This window comes from Buttiauxella sp. A111 (assembly GCF_014189855.1).
In the GTDB taxonomy this organism is placed as follows: Bacteria; Pseudomonadota; Gammaproteobacteria; order Enterobacterales; family Enterobacteriaceae; genus Buttiauxella; species Buttiauxella selenatireducens.
Genome location: NZ_BJFN01000002.1, coordinates 318,261 through 333,528 on the forward strand (window position 1 = coordinate 318,261; position 15,268 = coordinate 333,528).

Consider the following 15,268-nt stretch of genomic DNA (forward strand, 5'->3'; position numbering starts at 1 on the left):
TATTGGAGCGGGTGAAGGGAATCGAACCCTCGTATGCAGCTTGGGAAGCTGCCGTTCTACCATTGAACTACACCCGCTTTGAAGTGCGTAGGCATTATAGACGTTCAGCCTGTGCTGGCAAGCGCATTTTGAATTTATGTGATGGATTATTAAGCGATTGTTTTTGCTTGATGCACCTGGCGCAGTAGCATTCAGCAAGTGCTTCGCCTACTTTCTGTTCATTACTGAATGCTCTTTCCGGAGCTATACGGGAATGGCGGAAATCTTTAACAGGAGATACGCCACAGCCGTCAGGAAGAACAAACACGAAATAATACCAAGAACTAATGAGTAGCTTTTCATATAAATCAACCTCATAGCGATAAGTGGCAATAAAATCATCCTCTTTATCTTTAAGTGATTTGAATATGATTAATAGCGCTAATTAGTTTAATTTTGACAAAGCGAGAGAGGTCTTATGAAAATATCTGAAAAATATCGTATTCATTCCTCTCTAATAAGCTATTTGTGATCCTTCGCCTCTATTATTCGAAGATACAACTCATGCTGCGTGATATAGATCACAAATAATTACGCTTAATAAAAGCCAGATACAGTCTGGCTTTTATTAATTAACAGGATGGCTTACTGCCTTGCGGTGGGAGATAACGCTGAGGATCAATCGCGGTCGCACGATAGCGAATCTGGAAGTGTAAATTCACAGAGTCGGAACCGCTGCTGCCCATGGTGGCAATTTTCTGCCCTGCGGTGACTTTTTGGCTGGTGTTGACCAACGTCGTTTCATTGTGAGCGTAGGCAGTGATGTAGTCTTCGTTGTGTTTGATCATCACTAAGTTGCCATAACCACGAAGCTGGTTGCCGACGTATACCACGGTTCCGGCGGCCGATGCGTAAATCGGTTGTCCACGTTTACCGGTAATATCGATGCCTTTATTGCCGCCATCGCTATCAGAGAACGGTACAACCACCTTGCCTGTCGTCGGCCAACGCCAGCATTTTGAGCCAACAGGAGGGGGGGCAACTTTTGCAATGCTGCTGGTCGAAGTGGAGCGTGGCTTAGAGGTTTCCGCAACGGCTGTTTTTTTCGAAGAGTTTGATGAGCCAGAGCTACTTTTGATCCGAAGTTTCTGCCCAACTTCCAGCGTATAAGGGGATGAGATGCCGTTCAGGCGCGCCAGTTCACTGACACTTGAGCCAGTCATACGCGAAATTCGATAGAGTGTGTCACCACGTTTTACGGTGTAAACAGGACCGCTGTTGTTTCCTGCGGATGCTTTTGTGGTGCTCGCTTTATTTGATGAGCAAGCGACGAGAAACAGGCTGATTAGCAGGACGATGGCATTCGGTGCCCACTTTCTGACTGTGCTTTCCTTGCGCAAACTAATCCTCTGAATACTTTAACTGAAAGGAAAATATTCCTCCCCGAAGGGAGGAATCACAACAACTTACTTGACCGGGCGCAACGCTGGGAACAGGATGACGTCACGGATGGTGTGGCTGTTGGTGAACAGCATAACCATACGGTCGATACCAATGCCCAGACCTGCTGTTGGCGGCAAGCCATGCTCAAGCGCGGTCACGTAGTCTTCATCGAAGAACATCGCTTCATCGTCGCCAGCATCTTTAGCAGAAACCTGGTCAGCAAAACGCTGAGCCTGATCTTCTGCATCGTTCAGCTCAGAGAAGCCGTTACCGATTTCACGGCCACCGATGAAGAACTCGAAGCGGTCAGTGATTTCAGGGTTTTCGTCGTTACGACGCGCCAGTGGAGAGACTTCTGCCGGGTATTCAGTGATGAAGGTCGGCTGAATCAGATGGCTTTCTGCCACTTCTTCAAAGATCTCTGTTACTACGCGACCCAGACCCCAGCTCTTCTCAACTTTGATGCCGATAGACGCTGCGATCTCCAGTGCTTTAGCCATATCGTCCAGATCCGCAATATCGGTTTCAGGACGGTATTTTTTGATAGCTTCACGCATAGTCAGTTTTGCGAACGGCTGGTCGAAGTCAAAGACCTCTTCGCCATACTTAACCTGCGCAGTCCCCAACACTTCATGTGCCAGAGTACGGAACAGAGATTCAGTCAGCTCGATCAAATCTTTGTAATCCGCGTACGCCATATAGAGTTCCATCATGGTGAACTCTGGGTTATGACGTGGGGAAATACCTTCGTTACGGAAGTTACGGTTGATTTCGAATACGCGATCGAAGCCACCCACAACCAGACGCTTCAGATACAGTTCCGGCGCAATACGCAGGTACATATCGATGTCCAGCGCATTGTGGTGAGTGATGAACGGACGAGCAGACGCACCGCCTGGGATAACCTGCATCATTGGTGTTTCAACTTCCATAAATCCACGGCCAACCATGAAGTTACGAATGCCAGACATGATCTGGGAACGCACTTTAAAGGTGTTGCGGGATTCGTCGTTGGAAATCAGATCCAAATAACGCTGACGGTAACGAGATTCTTGATCCTGCAGACCATGGAATTTGTCCGGCAGTGGGCGCAGAGCTTTAGTCAGCAGGCGCAGTTCAGTACAGTGAATAGAAAGCTCACCGGTTTTAGTTTTGAACAGCTTGCCACGAGCACCGAGGATATCGCCAAGGTCCCATTTTTTGAATTGATCGTTGTAGATGCCTTCTGGCAGATCATCACGCGCAACGTAAAGCTGGATACGACCACCAACGTCTTGCAAGGTAACGAATGACGCTTTACCCATAATGCGACGAGTCATCATACGGCCAGCAACAGCAACTTCGATGCCCAATTCTTCTAGCTCTTCGTTCTCTTTAGCACCGAAGTCTGCATGTAATTGGTCAGAGGTATGATCGCGACGGAAATCATTTGGGAAAGCGATACCCTGCTCACGCAGGCTAGCCAGCTTCTCGCGACGGGCTTTCAGTTCATTATTTAGATCGACCGCTTCGGTACCTTGTACTTGTTGTTCAGACATGTTGGTTCCTCATAACCCTGCTTTCAAACTTGCTTCGATAAATTTGTCCAGATCGCCATCCAGTACCGCCTGCGTGTTACGGGTTTCTACACCGGTACGCAAGTCTTTGATACGGGAGTCGTCCAGTACGTAAGAACGAATCTGGCTGCCCCAGCCGATATCCGATTTGTTGTCTTCCAGCGACTGCTTCTCAGCATTCTTCTTCTGCATTTCCAGCTCGTATAACTTCGCCTTCATCTGCTTCATCGCCTGATCTTTGTTCTTATGCTGCGAACGGTCGTTCTGGCACTGGGTCACGGTGTTGGTCGGAAGGTGGGTAATACGTACCGCAGATTCTGTACGGTTAACGTGCTGACCACCGGCACCAGATGCACGGTAAACGTCGATACGCAGATCGGCCGGGTTGATTTCGATATCAATATCGTCATCCACTTCTGGGTAAACAAAGGCCGAACTAAAGGAGGTGTGGCGACGGCCACCGGAATCGAACGGGCTCTTACGTACCAGGCGATGGACGCCAGTTTCAGTACGCAACCAGCCAAAGGCATATTCACCCTGAATTTTGATAGTTACGGACTTAATGCCCGCCACTTCGCCTTCAGACTCTTCAATTATTTCAGTTTTGAAGCCACGCGATTCCGCCCAACGCAGATACATTCGCATGAGCATGCTGGCCCAGTCTTGCGCTTCGGTGCCGCCAGACCCTGCCTGAATATCGATATAGCAATCAGCGCTGTCGTACTCGCCGGAGAACATACGACGGAATTCTAGCTGCGCCAGTTTGGCTTCCAGCAGATCTAACTCAACAACGGCTTCGTTGAAGGTTTCTTCGTCGTCGGCTTCGATGGCTAATTCCAGCAGACCGGATACATCTTCCAGGCCTTGAGTCATTTGATCGAGTGTTTCGACAATCGCTTCCAGTGCAGAACGCTCTTTACCCAACGCTTGCGCGCGTTCAGGTTCGTTCCACACATCAGGCTGTTCCAGCTCTGCGTTTACTTCTTCCAGGCGCTCTTTCTTGGCATCGTAGTCAAAGATACCCCCTAAGAACGTCACTGCGCTCAGTGAGGTCCTGGATACGGTTTTTTACCGGGTTAATTTCAAACATGGTCTGTATTATCTTATGTTGATGACAGAAGACGAAAATGCGGTCGTAAACCGGAAAGTTTACCGGAATTACGCCGCTTTTTATAGTTTCGTAGCCATTTTATAGCCAAGTAATTGGGCTATATCGGCCAGATATGATCGATTAAAAGCTGCACGCTGCGATTTCCGCGAAACTCGTTTACATCGAGCTTGAACGCCAGTTCAACTTCACGCACACCGTTATCCGGCCAGCATGCGGTATCAACGTTAAAGGCAATTCCGTCGATCAGTGGCCCACCACCGACAGGTTCAACCATCACTTTTAGATGACGCTCGCCCACCAGCCGTTGCTGTAACAAGCGGAATTTGCCGTCAAACAGCGGCTCCGGGAACATTTGCCCCCACGGCCCGGCATCACGCAACATCTCAGCCGTTTCCAGCGTCATTTCTTGCGCGGTAATAGGCCCGTCCGACCAAATCACGCCTTGTAGCAATGCCGGATCCAGCCAATCACCGACCAAATCGCCAAAGCGTTGACGGAATTCTTCGAACTTCGCTTCTTCGAGGGACAACCCCGCCGCCATCGCATGGCCACCAAACTTCAGCATCAAGCCTGGATATAAAGTATCAAGCCGTTCGAGGGCATCACGCATATGCAAGCCTTGCACCGAACGACCGGAGCCTTTCAGGGTGCCGTCGCCTGCGGGTGCAAATGCAATAACCGGGCGGTTAAACCGTTCCTTGATGCGAGAAGCAAGAATACCGACGACGCCCTGATGCCATTCTGGGTGGTACATCGCGAGGCCATACGGCAACTCATCATGACTATGCTCAAGCTGCTGGCACAGCGCCAGCGCTTCAACCTGCATGCCCTGCTCAATCTCTTTACGCGTCTGGTTTAACGCATCCAGTTCATTGGCCAGCATGCGAGCTTCACCAATGTTTTCACTGAGCAATAACGCCACGCCAACGGACATATCGTCCAGACGCCCCGCCGCATTCAGGCGCGGCCCCAAAGCAAATCCTAAGTCGCTTGCCGCCAGTTTTTGTGGGTCACGGTTGGCGACTTCAAGCAGCGCTTTAATGCCTGGACGACATTTGCCAGCACGAATGCGGCTCAGACCTTGCCAGGTCAGGATACGATTATTGGTATCGAGCGGAACAACGTCCGCCACGGTGCCCAACGCGACCAAGTCCAGCAGTTCGGCAAGATTTGGGATCGCCAGACCCTGTTGTTCAAACCAACCGCAATCGCGCAAATGCGCACGCATCGCCAGCATCAGATAAAAAGCGACGCCGACACCCGCGAGTGATTTAGACGGAAACTCGCAATCAGCCAGATTCGGATTGATGATGGCTTCTGCCGCAGGCAGTTCCGGCCCAGGCAAGTGGTGGTCCGTCACCACCACTGGAATGCCCAGTGCATGAGCACGCTCAACACCACTATGAGAAGAGATGCCGTTATCAACAGTCAGAATCAACTGCGCACCGCGCGCATGCGCTTGATCCACCACTTCTGGACTCAAGCCGTAACCATCTTCAAAACGGTTGGGAACGAGATAGCTGATGTTTTGGCAACCGAGGCTGCGCAACCCCAGCACGCTTAATGCGGTGCTGGTCGCGCCGTCAGCGTCAAAATCGCCCACCACGATAATGCGCAAACCTTCACGGAAAGCGTTGTGCAGTATCTCGACGGCTTTATCCATGCCGCTGAGTTGCTGCCACGGCAGCATCCCTACCACGCCACGTTCGATCTCTTGTGCGCTGCGCACGCCTCTACTGGCATAAAGGCGCTTTAAAAGAGGATGCAGTTGCTGGGGTAACACCACGGACTCATCAACCGTACGACGGCGAAGTTGTGTTTGCTGTTTCACCCGTCAACTACCCGCCAATATTCGTAAGCTGCTGGTGCGCATCCAACATTTGTTTCATCTCTTTCGGCCCCTGATAACCAGGAATCACTGTACCGTTGCTCAGTACGATCGCCGGAGTTCCCTGGATGCCAAACTGCACGCCAAGATTGTAATGGTTAGCGATATTGGTATCGCAAGTTGCCCCTGCAACGGCATCACCTTTCATGGCGGTATCGAAAGCTTTATTGCGGTCTTTCGCACACCAGATGGCCTTCATGTCGTTTTCAGTTTGGCTTTGCAGACCCTGGCGCGGGAAGGCCAGGTAACGCACGGTGATCCCAAGTGCGTTGTAGTCTTTGATCTCTTCGTGCAGCTTATGGCAATAGCCACAGGTGATATCGGTAAATACCGTAATCACATGTTTTTCTTGTGGAGCTTTATAGACAATCATCTCTTTTTCGAGCGCGTTCAGTTTACCCACCAGCAGTTTGTTGGTGACATTAACCGGCTGCGCGCCACTGACATCGTACAGTGGCCCCTGAATAACGTGTTTCCCATCTTCCGTAACGTACAAAACACCGCTATCGGTTAATACCGTTTTCATGCCCGCCACAGGTGCAGACTGAACATCAGCATTTTGTACGCCTAACTTAGCCAGAGACTGCTTGATTGCTGCGTCATCTGCATGAGCAAAACCGGACAGAGAAGCCGCTAAAAATGGCAGCAGCCAGAAACGCTTTTTCATGATGATTCCTTTATCTTCTACCACTCACGCTCGCGGGTGGTGTTGTTGATGCAGCTGACGCAAACGTTCCGTCGCTACATGCGTATAAATTTGGGTTGTGGACAAGTCACTATGTCCAAGCAACATTTGTACGACTCGCAAATCCGCGCCATGGTTCAGTAAATGCGTGGCAAATGCGTGTCGAAGAACGTGCGGGGAAAGCTTTTCGCTATCGATGCCTGCCTGCACTGCGTAATGTTTGATGCGGTGCCAGAATGTCTGACGCGTCATTTGTTGGGCGCGATTACTAGGGAAGACCACATCAATCGACACACCATTGAGCAACCATGGCCGCCCATGTTCGATGTAGTTTTCCAGCCAGTAAACAGCTTCTTCACCCATCGGCACCAGGCGTTCTTTATTGCCTTTACCGATGACCCGTACCACGCCCTGACGCAAGCTGACATCACTCATGGTCAGCCCCACTAACTCCGATACGCGCAGACCCGTAGCATACAATAATTCGAGCATCGCTTTATCACGCAACTCGATGGGTTGGTCGATACAAGGTGCTTGCAACAAACGATCGACCTGCGCTTCGCTGAGATCTTTTGGCAAACGCTGCGGCAATTTTGGTGATGAAAGCATTACGCTCGGGTCGTCATCACGCAATTTTTCGCGGTAGATATACTGAAATAATCGACGAATCGCGCTCAGCATTCGTGCCGAACTTGTCGCTTTATAGCCACCTTCAAGGCGTTCAGCAAACAGCGATTGTAAATCGCTGGTTTGCACATTCAGCAAGTTCAGATCATGGCGTTCTAGCCACTCCGCGACCATTTTAAGATCCCGGCGATAGGAGTCTAACGTGTTCTGTGCCAGATTCCGCTCAAGCCAGAGCGCATCAAGAAATTGTTCTATTCGGGCCAGATCTTGTTCCGCTTCTTGTTCCACTACAGCCTCACTTACCTGCCCAACTTTGGCGAATTGTGTCCATTATGCATGATGCACAACGGGATCTGGTACACTTGCGGCCTGCACGTTTTTAAAAGAGTTGTTAATACGATGAACATTGGCCTTTTTTATGGCTCCAGCACTTGTTACACCGAAATGGCTGCCGAAAAAATTCGTGACATCATTGGCCCCGAACTGGTGACACTGCACAATCTTAAAGATGATGCTCCAGCCATGATGGAACAGTACGATGTGTTGATTCTCGGCATCCCGACCTGGGATTTTGGCGAATTACAGGAAGACTGGGAAGCCGTCTGGGATCAACTGGATAATCTGAATCTCGAGGGCAAACCGGTAGCGCTTTATGGCATGGGCGACCAGCTCGGCTATGGCGAATGGTTCCTTGATGCGCTCGGCATGCTGCACGATAAACTCGCCCCACGAGGCGCTCAGTTTATTGGCTACTGGCCAACAGAAGGTTATGAATTTACTAGCCCGAAACCTGTCATCGCTGATGGGCAGTTGTTCGTTGGCCTGGCGCTTGATGAAACGAATCAGTACGACTTAAGCGAAGAGCGAATCCAAAACTGGTGTGAGCAAATTCTCGCGGAAATGGCCGAGAAATTTGCCTGATAGTCGCTTAAGCTTCCCCACTCCCGCTTGCCTGTTGTTGCTGCATCAGGCGGCGTAAATCACGCCATTCGCCAATATCCATACTGTCAGCAGACAGCCATAGATGTTGGCAGCGTTTACGTCCAAGACGGCGTAAACGCAGCATCATGCCACTGCGTAAGACCCAAGGCGCACCGACAATCTCCCACTCCTGGTTTTGCCACCGCAGGTGGTAATCAGTCAGAAGTTTCATTTCGCCCTGGCAAGCATGAATACGGCGCTGGCTACGGACGCTGTCAAAGACCACCAGCGAAAGCAGCAGCATCCAAATTAGCGTGTAGCTCATCGGCCACGGCATTAATAGCACAAACAGCGCGATCATCCCGTGGACCAAAAGAGATATCCATTGCGCACGCCAGGAGACGCGAAGATCAGATTGCCACAGGACCACGTTCTTTATTCCGTGTCTGAATCAGTGTCACCATCCGTTGCAGCTCTGTATCTGCCGGTTTGCCATGATTCATTAACCAATTAAACAGGTCAGGATCATCGCTTTCCAGCAAGCGGACAAACAACTGCTTATCCTCAGTGCTTAACGAGTCATATTCATATTCGAAGAATGGCATAATCGAAATATCAAGCTCACGCATTCCCCGGCGGCACGCCCAATGAATTCGGGCTTTATTATTGATATCCATGTGCTCTTTCCTGATTCTTTGACAAAGAAGATACAAATCTTAGTGTAACGTGTTTTCTTTGCACGCATTAAATGAATGTTACCGTTTGCGCGCTTTATCGTGAGAAATTTTTATGGTGCGTTGCAGTTGCATTAACCTTGCGAGAAATCCTGTAAGTGCACAATTCACCTGATATCCAAAATAATTCGAGTTGCAGTAAGGCGGCAAATGAGCAAATCTCCAGGAGCTTACTCAAGTAAGTGACTGGGGTTAGCGAATGCAGACAACGCAACTGCAACTTGAAGTATGACGGATATATCAAACTGCTTGCATTGCCAAATGACTCTTTTACCATTGAGCCAATTCATATGCTCAAAACCCAGGAACATCACTATGGCTTTCAATCCATTTCCTCCTCGTCAGCCAACGGCTGCAGCCCGTCTGCCGCTTACACTCATGACGCTTGATGATTGGGCACTGGCAAGCGTAACGGGCAAAGACGCAGAAACTTACCTGCAAGGTCAGGTCACGACTGATGTTGCACAACTGGCAGCAAACCAGCACACGCTCTGCGCGCATTGTGACGCGAAAGGGAAAATGTGGAGCAACCTGCGCCTGTTCCATCGCGGTGAAGGTTACGCGTTGATTGAACGCCGTAATCTGCGTGACGCACAGCTTATCGAACTCAAAAAGTATGCCGTATTTTCCAAAGTGACCATCACGCCAGATGATGAAAGTGTGCTTCTGGGTCTTGCAGGTTTCCAGGCTCGTGCGGCTCTCGCCAATGTTTTCGCGACATTGCCGGATGCGGAAAACCCAGTAGTTCAGGAAGGCGTAACTACACTGCTGTGGTTTAACCTGCCCGCAGAGCGCTTCATGCTGGTTACCGATGAAGCCACTGCGCAGGCACTGGCAGAAAAATTGCAGGGCGAAGCTCAACGTAATGACAGCCAACAATGGCTGGCTTTAGAGATTGAAGCGGGTATTCCAGTCATTGAACCGGTTAACAGTGCGCAGTTTATTCCGCAGGCAACAAACCTTCAGGCTCTGGGTGGCATCAGCTTCAAAAAAGGCTGTTATACCGGCCAGGAAATGGTGGCACGCGCGAAGTTTCGTGGCGCGAATAAGCGTGCTCTGTGGTTCCTTGCAGGAAAAGCCAGCCGCTTACCGGAAGCAGGTGAAGATCTGGAACTGAAAATGGGTGACAACTGGCGTCGTACCGGCACCGTGCTCGCCGCAAGCCAGCTCGATGATGGCCGCGTATTAGTACAAGTCGTGATGAACAACGATTTGGAAGCCGACAGCGTGTTACGCGTGCGCGATGATAACGGCAGTCATCTTGTTATTGAGCGGTTGCCTTATTCGTTAGAAGACGAGTAGATATCCGTTGCAAGATCGCTAACTGTACCCGGCCGCTCAGTCGCATAGATATCTATGCGACTGAGGACTGAATGTCTGCTTGCAGCTGGATTAATTAGGGTATGGCTTCGACTATCTCAGGTATTAACGGATATACAGATAGATCGCGAGGAAGTGACAAACACTGCCGCCCAGCACAAAGCCATGCCAGATAGCGTGGTTGTATGGAATACGTTTACAGACGTAAAAAATAACGCCTAAAGAATAAATCACACCACCTGCAGCCAATAACGTAACGCTGCCCGGAGCGAGTTTAATCACCATCTGGTAGATAACGACCAGTGATAACCAGCCCATCAGTAAATATGTCACTAAAGACAAGATCTTAAATCGATGCGCAATGGTAAGTTTGAAAAGAATCCCGGCGAGTGCCAGCCCCCAAATCACCACCATCAGCCCTCGCGCCAGCGGGGAGTCCAGCCCAACAAGTAAAAATGGTGTGTAAGTCCCGGCTATCAATAAATAAATGGCGCAGTGGTCAAATTTCTTTAGCCACCGCTTAGCACGTTGATGGGGAATGGCGTGATACAGCGTTGATGCGAGAAACAGCAGAATCATGCTGCCGCCGTACAAGCTATAACTGGTTATCGCGGTCACACTCGCATTGGATTCAACCGCTTGTACCAGTAGCAAAACTAGCCCGACAATCCCAAAAACCAGTCCGATACCGTGGCTAATACTGTTGGCGACTTCCTCCGCCAGTGAATATCCTTTAGTGATCAATGGTTTGTCAGCCATAGGGCTACTCCAGGTAAAACTTTAGATGGAAAATTCATCGCATCTAGCATAACTGAGAACGATTCCAGCGAACACATGTACGCTAAAATAAATATGTCCGTTGTTTGCTCTGGCCGAGTTCATGGATGGCTGAGTTGCCCCGAATTATGGCAACATGTCGCCAGCCCCTTTAAAGACTCAGGAAGAAGTAGATGTTTACTCATGCGGCAGTTGCTAATCTCAACGGACTAGAAATGATGGTCTACAACTTTGTCATTAAAAATCGTGACAAAGTAATGTATATGACTATCCGCGAGTTAGCCGATGCAGCGGGTGTGTCCACCACCACCGTACTGCGTTTCTGCCGCAAGTTGAATTGTGAAGGTTACTCTGAGTTTCGCGTGCGCTTTAAATTATATCTTGAGCAAAACGATGAACAACTGGTTAATTTTGGCCCCAGCGAAATTATTAGTTTTTTTAAAAGCACCAACAACGAAGAGTTTGATAATTTAATTGACCAGGCAGTTGATATTATTTGTTCTTCTGAACGTATTATATTTGTTGGTGCAGGAACATCAGGTGCGTTAGCAAAATATGGTGCACGTTTCTTTTCTAATGTGGGGAAATTTAGTAACCATATTGATGACCCTTATTTCCCGGTCACTAATGATATGGCGAAAAATGCACTGGCCATTGTCCTTTCAGTTTCTGGTGAAACCGAAGAGATCCTGCGCTTCGCCAGCCAGTTCAGCTTGCATAACTGCAAGGTGCTCTCCATCACCAGCCACGAAAACTCAGCACTGGCAAAGCTTGCCGATTTTAATATCTCCTGGCATATTCCCCTCACCCGCGTTGGGGGTGTTTATGACATCACCACGCAAATCCCCGTTATTTATATTTTAGAAACCATTGGTCGTAAACTGGCTAAGAAAATGGCATAAAAAAACAGGCTGTTTTTTACGTGTAACAAATCACATTAACGGTGATTTGTTATATCGTGACAATTAAATCTCATTTGTTAGACTCCAGTTCAGAGATTATTAACTTAACGCTAAAGTGTGATGTATCCCACATTATATTCGGCGCTAACCGTGAGATTAACAAATATGAAGAAACTGACCTTACCAAAAGACTTTTTATGGGGCGGCGCTGTTGCTGCACATCAGGTAGAAGGTGGCTGGAACAAAGAAGGTAAAGGCCCAAGTATTTGTGATGTGCTGACCGGTGGCGCACATGGTGTGCCGCGTGAAATCACTCAAGATGTCGTCCCTGGCAAATATTATCCGAACCATGAAGCCATCGATTTCCATGGTCATTACAAAGAAGACATCGCGCTGTTTGCCGAGATGGGCTTCAAATGCTTCCGTACCTCCATTGCCTGGACGCGTATTTTCCCAAAAGGCGATGAGCTTCAACCCAATGAAGAAGGGTTAAAGTTCTATGACGACATGTTCGATGAGCTGTTGAAATACAACATCGAGCCGGTAATCACTCTCTCCCATTTTGAAATGCCACATTATTTGGTGACCGAATACGGCGGTTGGACTAACCGTAAAGTGGTTGATTTCTTTGTACGATTTGCCGAAGTGGTGTTTGAACGCTACAAGAGCAAAGTGAAGTACTGGATGACCTTTAACGAGATCAACAACCAACGTAACTGGCGTGCGCCGCTGTTCGGTTATTGCTGCTCCGGCGTGGTCTACACCGAACACGACAATCCAGAAGAGGTGATGTATCAGGTTCTGCATCATCAATTCGTTGCCAGCGCCATGGCGGTGAAGATTGGTCATCGCATCAATCCAGAAATGAAAATTGGCTGCATGTTAGCGATGGTGCCGCTGTATCCGTACTCCTGCAAACCAGAAGATCAGATGTACGCGCAAGAATCTATGCGCGAGCGCTATGTGTTTACCGATGTGCAGTTGCGCGGATACTACCCATCTTACGTGTTAAACGAGTGGGAGCGCCGCGAGTTCAACATCCAGATGGAAGCCGGTGACGAGCAAATTCTGCGTGAAGGCGTGTGTGATTACCTCGGTTTCAGCTATTACATGACCAACGCCGTGAAAGCGGACGGTGGCAGCGGCGACGCATTATCTGGCTTCCAGGGCAGCGTGCCAAATCCGCACGTTAAAGCATCCGATTGGGGCTGGCAGATTGACCCGGTTGGCCTGCGTTATGCGCTGTGCGAGTTGTACGAACGCTACCAAAAACCGCTGTTTATCGTCGAAAACGGTTTTGGTGCCTACGACAAAGTAGAAGAAGACGGCTCAATCAATGACGACTACCGCATTGATTACCTGAAAGCGCACGTTGCCGAGATGATGAAAGCGGTGACTTACGATGGCGTAGATCTGATGGGTTACACCCCGTGGGGCTGTATCGACTGCGTATCGTTTACCACTGGCCAGTACAGCAAACGCTATGGCTTTATCTATGTGAACAAGCATGACGATGGCACCGGTGATATGTCTCGCTCGCGCAAGAAGAGCTTTAACTGGTACAAAGAAGTGATTGCCAGCAATGGCGAAAATATCTGATTTTCCCAGGGGCACTGCGGTGCCCTTCCTCCTTTTTACCCATCATACTTCAAGCTGCATGTGCGTTGGCTGCACTCACTCACCCGAATCACTTACTACAGTAAGCTCATCGGGATTCTTTCGCTTGCCGCCTTCCTGCAACTCGAATTATTTTGGGTATCTGATTGGCAAAAGCTATTTAAACGATAGCCCAAACCGGCCATTTTCATTGATAGCCCGCAAGAAGCGCCCCCCTCTATTTGGTCATGATGCAACCGCTGGACAGTATGGTTTCTATTCAAACGCAAGCCGTTGATACCTCTGACAAGGAAGCATTCATGAAAAAAATAACAAAACTGGCCGGACTGGCGGTTGGCGCTGGAGTGGTCTGTTATCTGGCCCTGGCGGGCTACGTCCGCTATCACGACGCTCACCGCCCCAACACCGCGCTGGCAAAAAGCGGCCTCTCTGCTGAAAATGCTAACGTGTTGAAAATATTGCAGGATAAGGGCTGCGACTACTGTCATACCCCTTCCGCGCAATTACCCTTTTATGCCTCTTTTCCCATCGCTAAACAGTTGATGGAATACGATATTGAGCTTGGTTATAAATCATTTAACCTGGTGGAAGTACGGGAAAGCCTGCTTGAGGGCAAAGCGGCGCCACAAAGCGACCTCACTAAAATCGAATGGGTGATGGAGCACAAAACCATGCCGCCAGGCCGGTATAACGCGTTGCACTGGGCAGGTATCATGGATGAATCTGAGCGCAACGTTTTGCTCGACTGGGTTGAACACCAGCGCCTGAATTACTACGCCACGCCTGATATGGCAGAAAATCGCCGTAACGAGCCGGTACAGCCGATTCCAGAATCCCTGCCGGTCGATGCGCAAAAAGTCGCGTTAGGGATGCGGCTTTATCACGACCCACGTCTTTCAGGTGATAATTCTATTTCCTGCGCGCATTGCCACCAGTTGGGTGCCGGTGGCGTGGACGGGCGTAAGACATCTCAGGGCGTAGGCGGGGCCATCGGGCCGATTAACGCCCCAACCGTTTACAACTCCGTGTTTAATGTCGAGCAGTTCTGGGATGGACGAGCCGCCGATCTTCAGGCGCAGGCAGGAGGGCCGCCGCTTAATCCAATCGAAATGGCCTCGACATCCTGGAAACAAATCACCGATAAGCTGGAAAAAGATCCTGTCCTGATGCGCGATTTCACCGCCGTCTATCCGCAAGGGCTGTCTGGCGCGTCGATAACCGATGCTATTGCTGAGTTCGAAAAAACACTGATTACGCCAGACTCGCCTTTCGATCAGTATTTACGAGGGAATGACGGCGCGATAACCGCGCAGCAAAAACACGGGTATCAGCTGTTTAAAGAAAATAAATGCGCCACCTGCCACACTGGGAAAACGTTAGGGAGTCGCTCGTTTGAGCCGCTGGGGCTGAAAGAAGATTTCGGTTTTGGTACCGTCACAAGCGCAGACATCGGGCGAATGAATGTCACCAAAGAGGTGCGCGACAGGTTGCGCCAGAAAGTACCAACACTGCGCAACGTGGCACTGACCGCACCTTACTTCCATCGTGGTGACGTGGCGACGCTGGATGATGCAGTGAAAGAGATGCTGAAATACCAGGTCGGCACGACGTTACCGCAAAAAGATGTCGATGATATCGTCGCGTTCTTGCAAACGTTGAATGGGGTCTATACCCCTTATCCGATCCATTAATCTGCCCATTCGCCGAG

14 protein-coding genes and 1 tRNA gene are annotated in these 15,268 nt (G+C 49.7%); 5 read left to right on the forward strand and 10 right to left on the reverse strand.

Annotated features, from left to right (window positions below; translation table 11 throughout):
• Window positions 1-3: 3 nt before the first annotated feature.
• The 7 genes from BSPA111_RS07525 to xerD all read right to left on the reverse strand — a co-directional run bounded on the left by BSPA111_RS07525 (window position 4) and on the right by xerD (window position 7,577).
• Window positions 4-77: transfer RNA gene (locus BSPA111_RS07525), tRNA-Gly, on the reverse strand.
• A 534-nt stretch (window positions 78-611) separates the two neighbouring features.
• Window positions 612-1,379 carry an amidase activator ActS gene (gene actS, locus BSPA111_RS07530; RefSeq protein ID WP_183270551.1) on the reverse strand — a complete coding sequence of 256 codons (768 nt, stop codon included), beginning with the start codon at window positions 1,377-1,379 and terminating at the stop codon, window positions 612-614.
• A gap of 66 nt (window positions 1,380-1,445) precedes the next feature.
• Complete coding sequence (lysS, locus tag BSPA111_RS07535; protein ID WP_183270552.1) at window positions 1,446-2,960, reverse strand: lysine--tRNA ligase; 1,515 nt, start codon at window positions 2,958-2,960, stop codon at window positions 1,446-1,448.
• Window positions 2,961-2,969: 9 nt separating this feature from the next.
• Window positions 2,970-4,068 (reverse strand): peptide chain release factor 2 gene (prfB, locus tag BSPA111_RS07540; RefSeq protein ID WP_183270553.1). Its coding sequence is split into 2 segments (ribosomal slippage): window positions 2,970-3,992 and window positions 3,994-4,068, totalling 1,098 coding nucleotides; the frame shifts between segments, so codons are not numbered across the junction.
• 118 nt (window positions 4,069-4,186) lie between these two features.
• Complete coding sequence (recJ, locus tag BSPA111_RS07545; protein ID WP_183270554.1) at window positions 4,187-5,920, reverse strand: single-stranded-DNA-specific exonuclease RecJ; 1,734 nt, start codon at window positions 5,918-5,920, stop codon at window positions 4,187-4,189.
• A 7-nt stretch (window positions 5,921-5,927) separates the two neighbouring features.
• Window positions 5,928-6,644: a bifunctional protein-disulfide isomerase/oxidoreductase DsbC gene (gene dsbC / locus BSPA111_RS07550; RefSeq protein ID WP_183270555.1), complete on the reverse strand. Its 717-nt coding sequence runs from the start codon at window positions 6,642-6,644 to the stop codon at window positions 5,928-5,930.
• Between the two features lie 24 nt (window positions 6,645-6,668).
• Entirely contained in the window at window positions 6,669-7,577 is a 909-nt protein-coding gene (xerD, locus tag BSPA111_RS07555; protein WP_183270556.1) for a site-specific tyrosine recombinase XerD, read from the reverse strand.
• 111 nt (window positions 7,578-7,688) lie between these two features.
• Between xerD and fldB the strand changes: the two genes are divergently transcribed.
• Window positions 7,689-8,210 carry a flavodoxin FldB gene (gene fldB, locus BSPA111_RS07560; protein WP_183270557.1) on the forward strand — a complete coding sequence of 174 codons (522 nt, stop codon included), beginning with the start codon at window positions 7,689-7,691 and terminating at the stop codon, window positions 8,208-8,210.
• Window positions 8,211-8,217: 7 nt separating this feature from the next.
• Here fldB and BSPA111_RS07565 read toward each other — a convergent pair whose 3' ends face one another.
• Both BSPA111_RS07565 and sdhE read right to left on the reverse strand, forming a co-directional pair.
• The gene (locus BSPA111_RS07565) at window positions 8,218-8,640 is read right to left on the reverse strand and encodes a protein YgfX (RefSeq protein WP_183270558.1); all 423 of its coding nucleotides are present in this window, start codon (window positions 8,638-8,640) and stop codon (window positions 8,218-8,220) included.
• The gene (sdhE, locus tag BSPA111_RS07570; RefSeq protein WP_064513590.1) at window positions 8,621-8,887 is read right to left on the reverse strand and encodes an FAD assembly factor SdhE; all 267 of its coding nucleotides are present in this window, start codon (window positions 8,885-8,887) and stop codon (window positions 8,621-8,623) included. Before sdhE ends, BSPA111_RS07565 begins: the two co-directional genes overlap by 20 nt.
• A 372-nt stretch (window positions 8,888-9,259) precedes the next feature.
• Here sdhE and ygfZ point away from each other — a divergent pair, with 372 nt between their 5' ends.
• The gene (ygfZ, locus tag BSPA111_RS07575; RefSeq protein ID WP_183270559.1) at window positions 9,260-10,246 is read left to right on the forward strand and encodes a tRNA-modifying protein YgfZ; all 987 of its coding nucleotides are present in this window, start codon (window positions 9,260-9,262) and stop codon (window positions 10,244-10,246) included.
• A 123-nt stretch (window positions 10,247-10,369) separates the two neighbouring features.
• On the opposite strand, the gene BSPA111_RS07580 is transcribed toward ygfZ, so the two are convergent.
• Complete coding sequence (locus BSPA111_RS07580; protein ID WP_183270560.1) at window positions 10,370-11,023, reverse strand: hemolysin III family protein; 654 nt, start codon at window positions 11,021-11,023, stop codon at window positions 10,370-10,372.
• Window positions 11,024-11,214: 191 nt separating this feature from the next.
• Between BSPA111_RS07580 and BSPA111_RS07585 the strand changes: the two genes are divergently transcribed.
• The 3 genes from BSPA111_RS07585 (at window position 11,215) to BSPA111_RS07595 (ending at window position 15,251) form a co-directional block, all read left to right on the forward strand.
• Window positions 11,215-11,943, forward strand: coding sequence for a MurR/RpiR family transcriptional regulator (locus tag BSPA111_RS07585; RefSeq protein WP_183270561.1), 729 nt, complete (start codon window positions 11,215-11,217; stop codon window positions 11,941-11,943).
• A 165-nt stretch (window positions 11,944-12,108) separates the two neighbouring features.
• The gene (locus tag BSPA111_RS07590; protein WP_183270562.1) at window positions 12,109-13,542 is read left to right on the forward strand and encodes a 6-phospho-beta-glucosidase; all 1,434 of its coding nucleotides are present in this window, start codon (window positions 12,109-12,111) and stop codon (window positions 13,540-13,542) included.
• Window positions 13,543-13,859: 317 nt separating this feature from the next.
• Complete coding sequence (locus BSPA111_RS07595; protein WP_183270563.1) at window positions 13,860-15,251, forward strand: cytochrome-c peroxidase; 1,392 nt, start codon at window positions 13,860-13,862, stop codon at window positions 15,249-15,251.
• The last annotated feature ends 17 nt before the right edge of the window (window positions 15,252-15,268 follow it).

Bases quoted from the DNA above. Each gene is read 5' to 3' on its own strand.
- lysS (WP_183270552.1), bottom strand. From the start codon at position 2,960: ATGTCTGAACAACAAGTACAAGGTACCGAAGCGGTCGATCTAAATAAT.
- dsbC (WP_183270555.1), bottom strand. From the start codon at position 6,644: ATGAAAAAGCGTTTCTGGCTGCTGCCATTTTTAGCGGCTTCTCTGTCC.
- fldB (WP_183270557.1), top strand. From the start codon at position 7,689: ATGAACATTGGCCTTTTTTATGGCTCCAGCACTTGTTACACCGAAATG.
- sdhE (WP_064513590.1), bottom strand. From the start codon at position 8,887: ATGGATATCAATAATAAAGCCCGAATTCATTGGGCGTGCCGCCGGGGA.
- ygfZ (WP_183270559.1), top strand. From the start codon at position 9,260: ATGGCTTTCAATCCATTTCCTCCTCGTCAGCCAACGGCTGCAGCCCGT.
- BSPA111_RS07580 (WP_183270560.1), bottom strand. From the start codon at position 11,023: ATGGCTGACAAACCATTGATCACTAAAGGATATTCACTGGCGGAGGAA.
- BSPA111_RS07585 (WP_183270561.1), top strand. From the start codon at position 11,215: ATGTTTACTCATGCGGCAGTTGCTAATCTCAACGGACTAGAAATGATG.
- BSPA111_RS07590 (WP_183270562.1), top strand. From the start codon at position 12,109: ATGAAGAAACTGACCTTACCAAAAGACTTTTTATGGGGCGGCGCTGTT.
- BSPA111_RS07595 (WP_183270563.1), top strand. From the start codon at position 13,860: ATGAAAAAAATAACAAAACTGGCCGGACTGGCGGTTGGCGCTGGAGTG.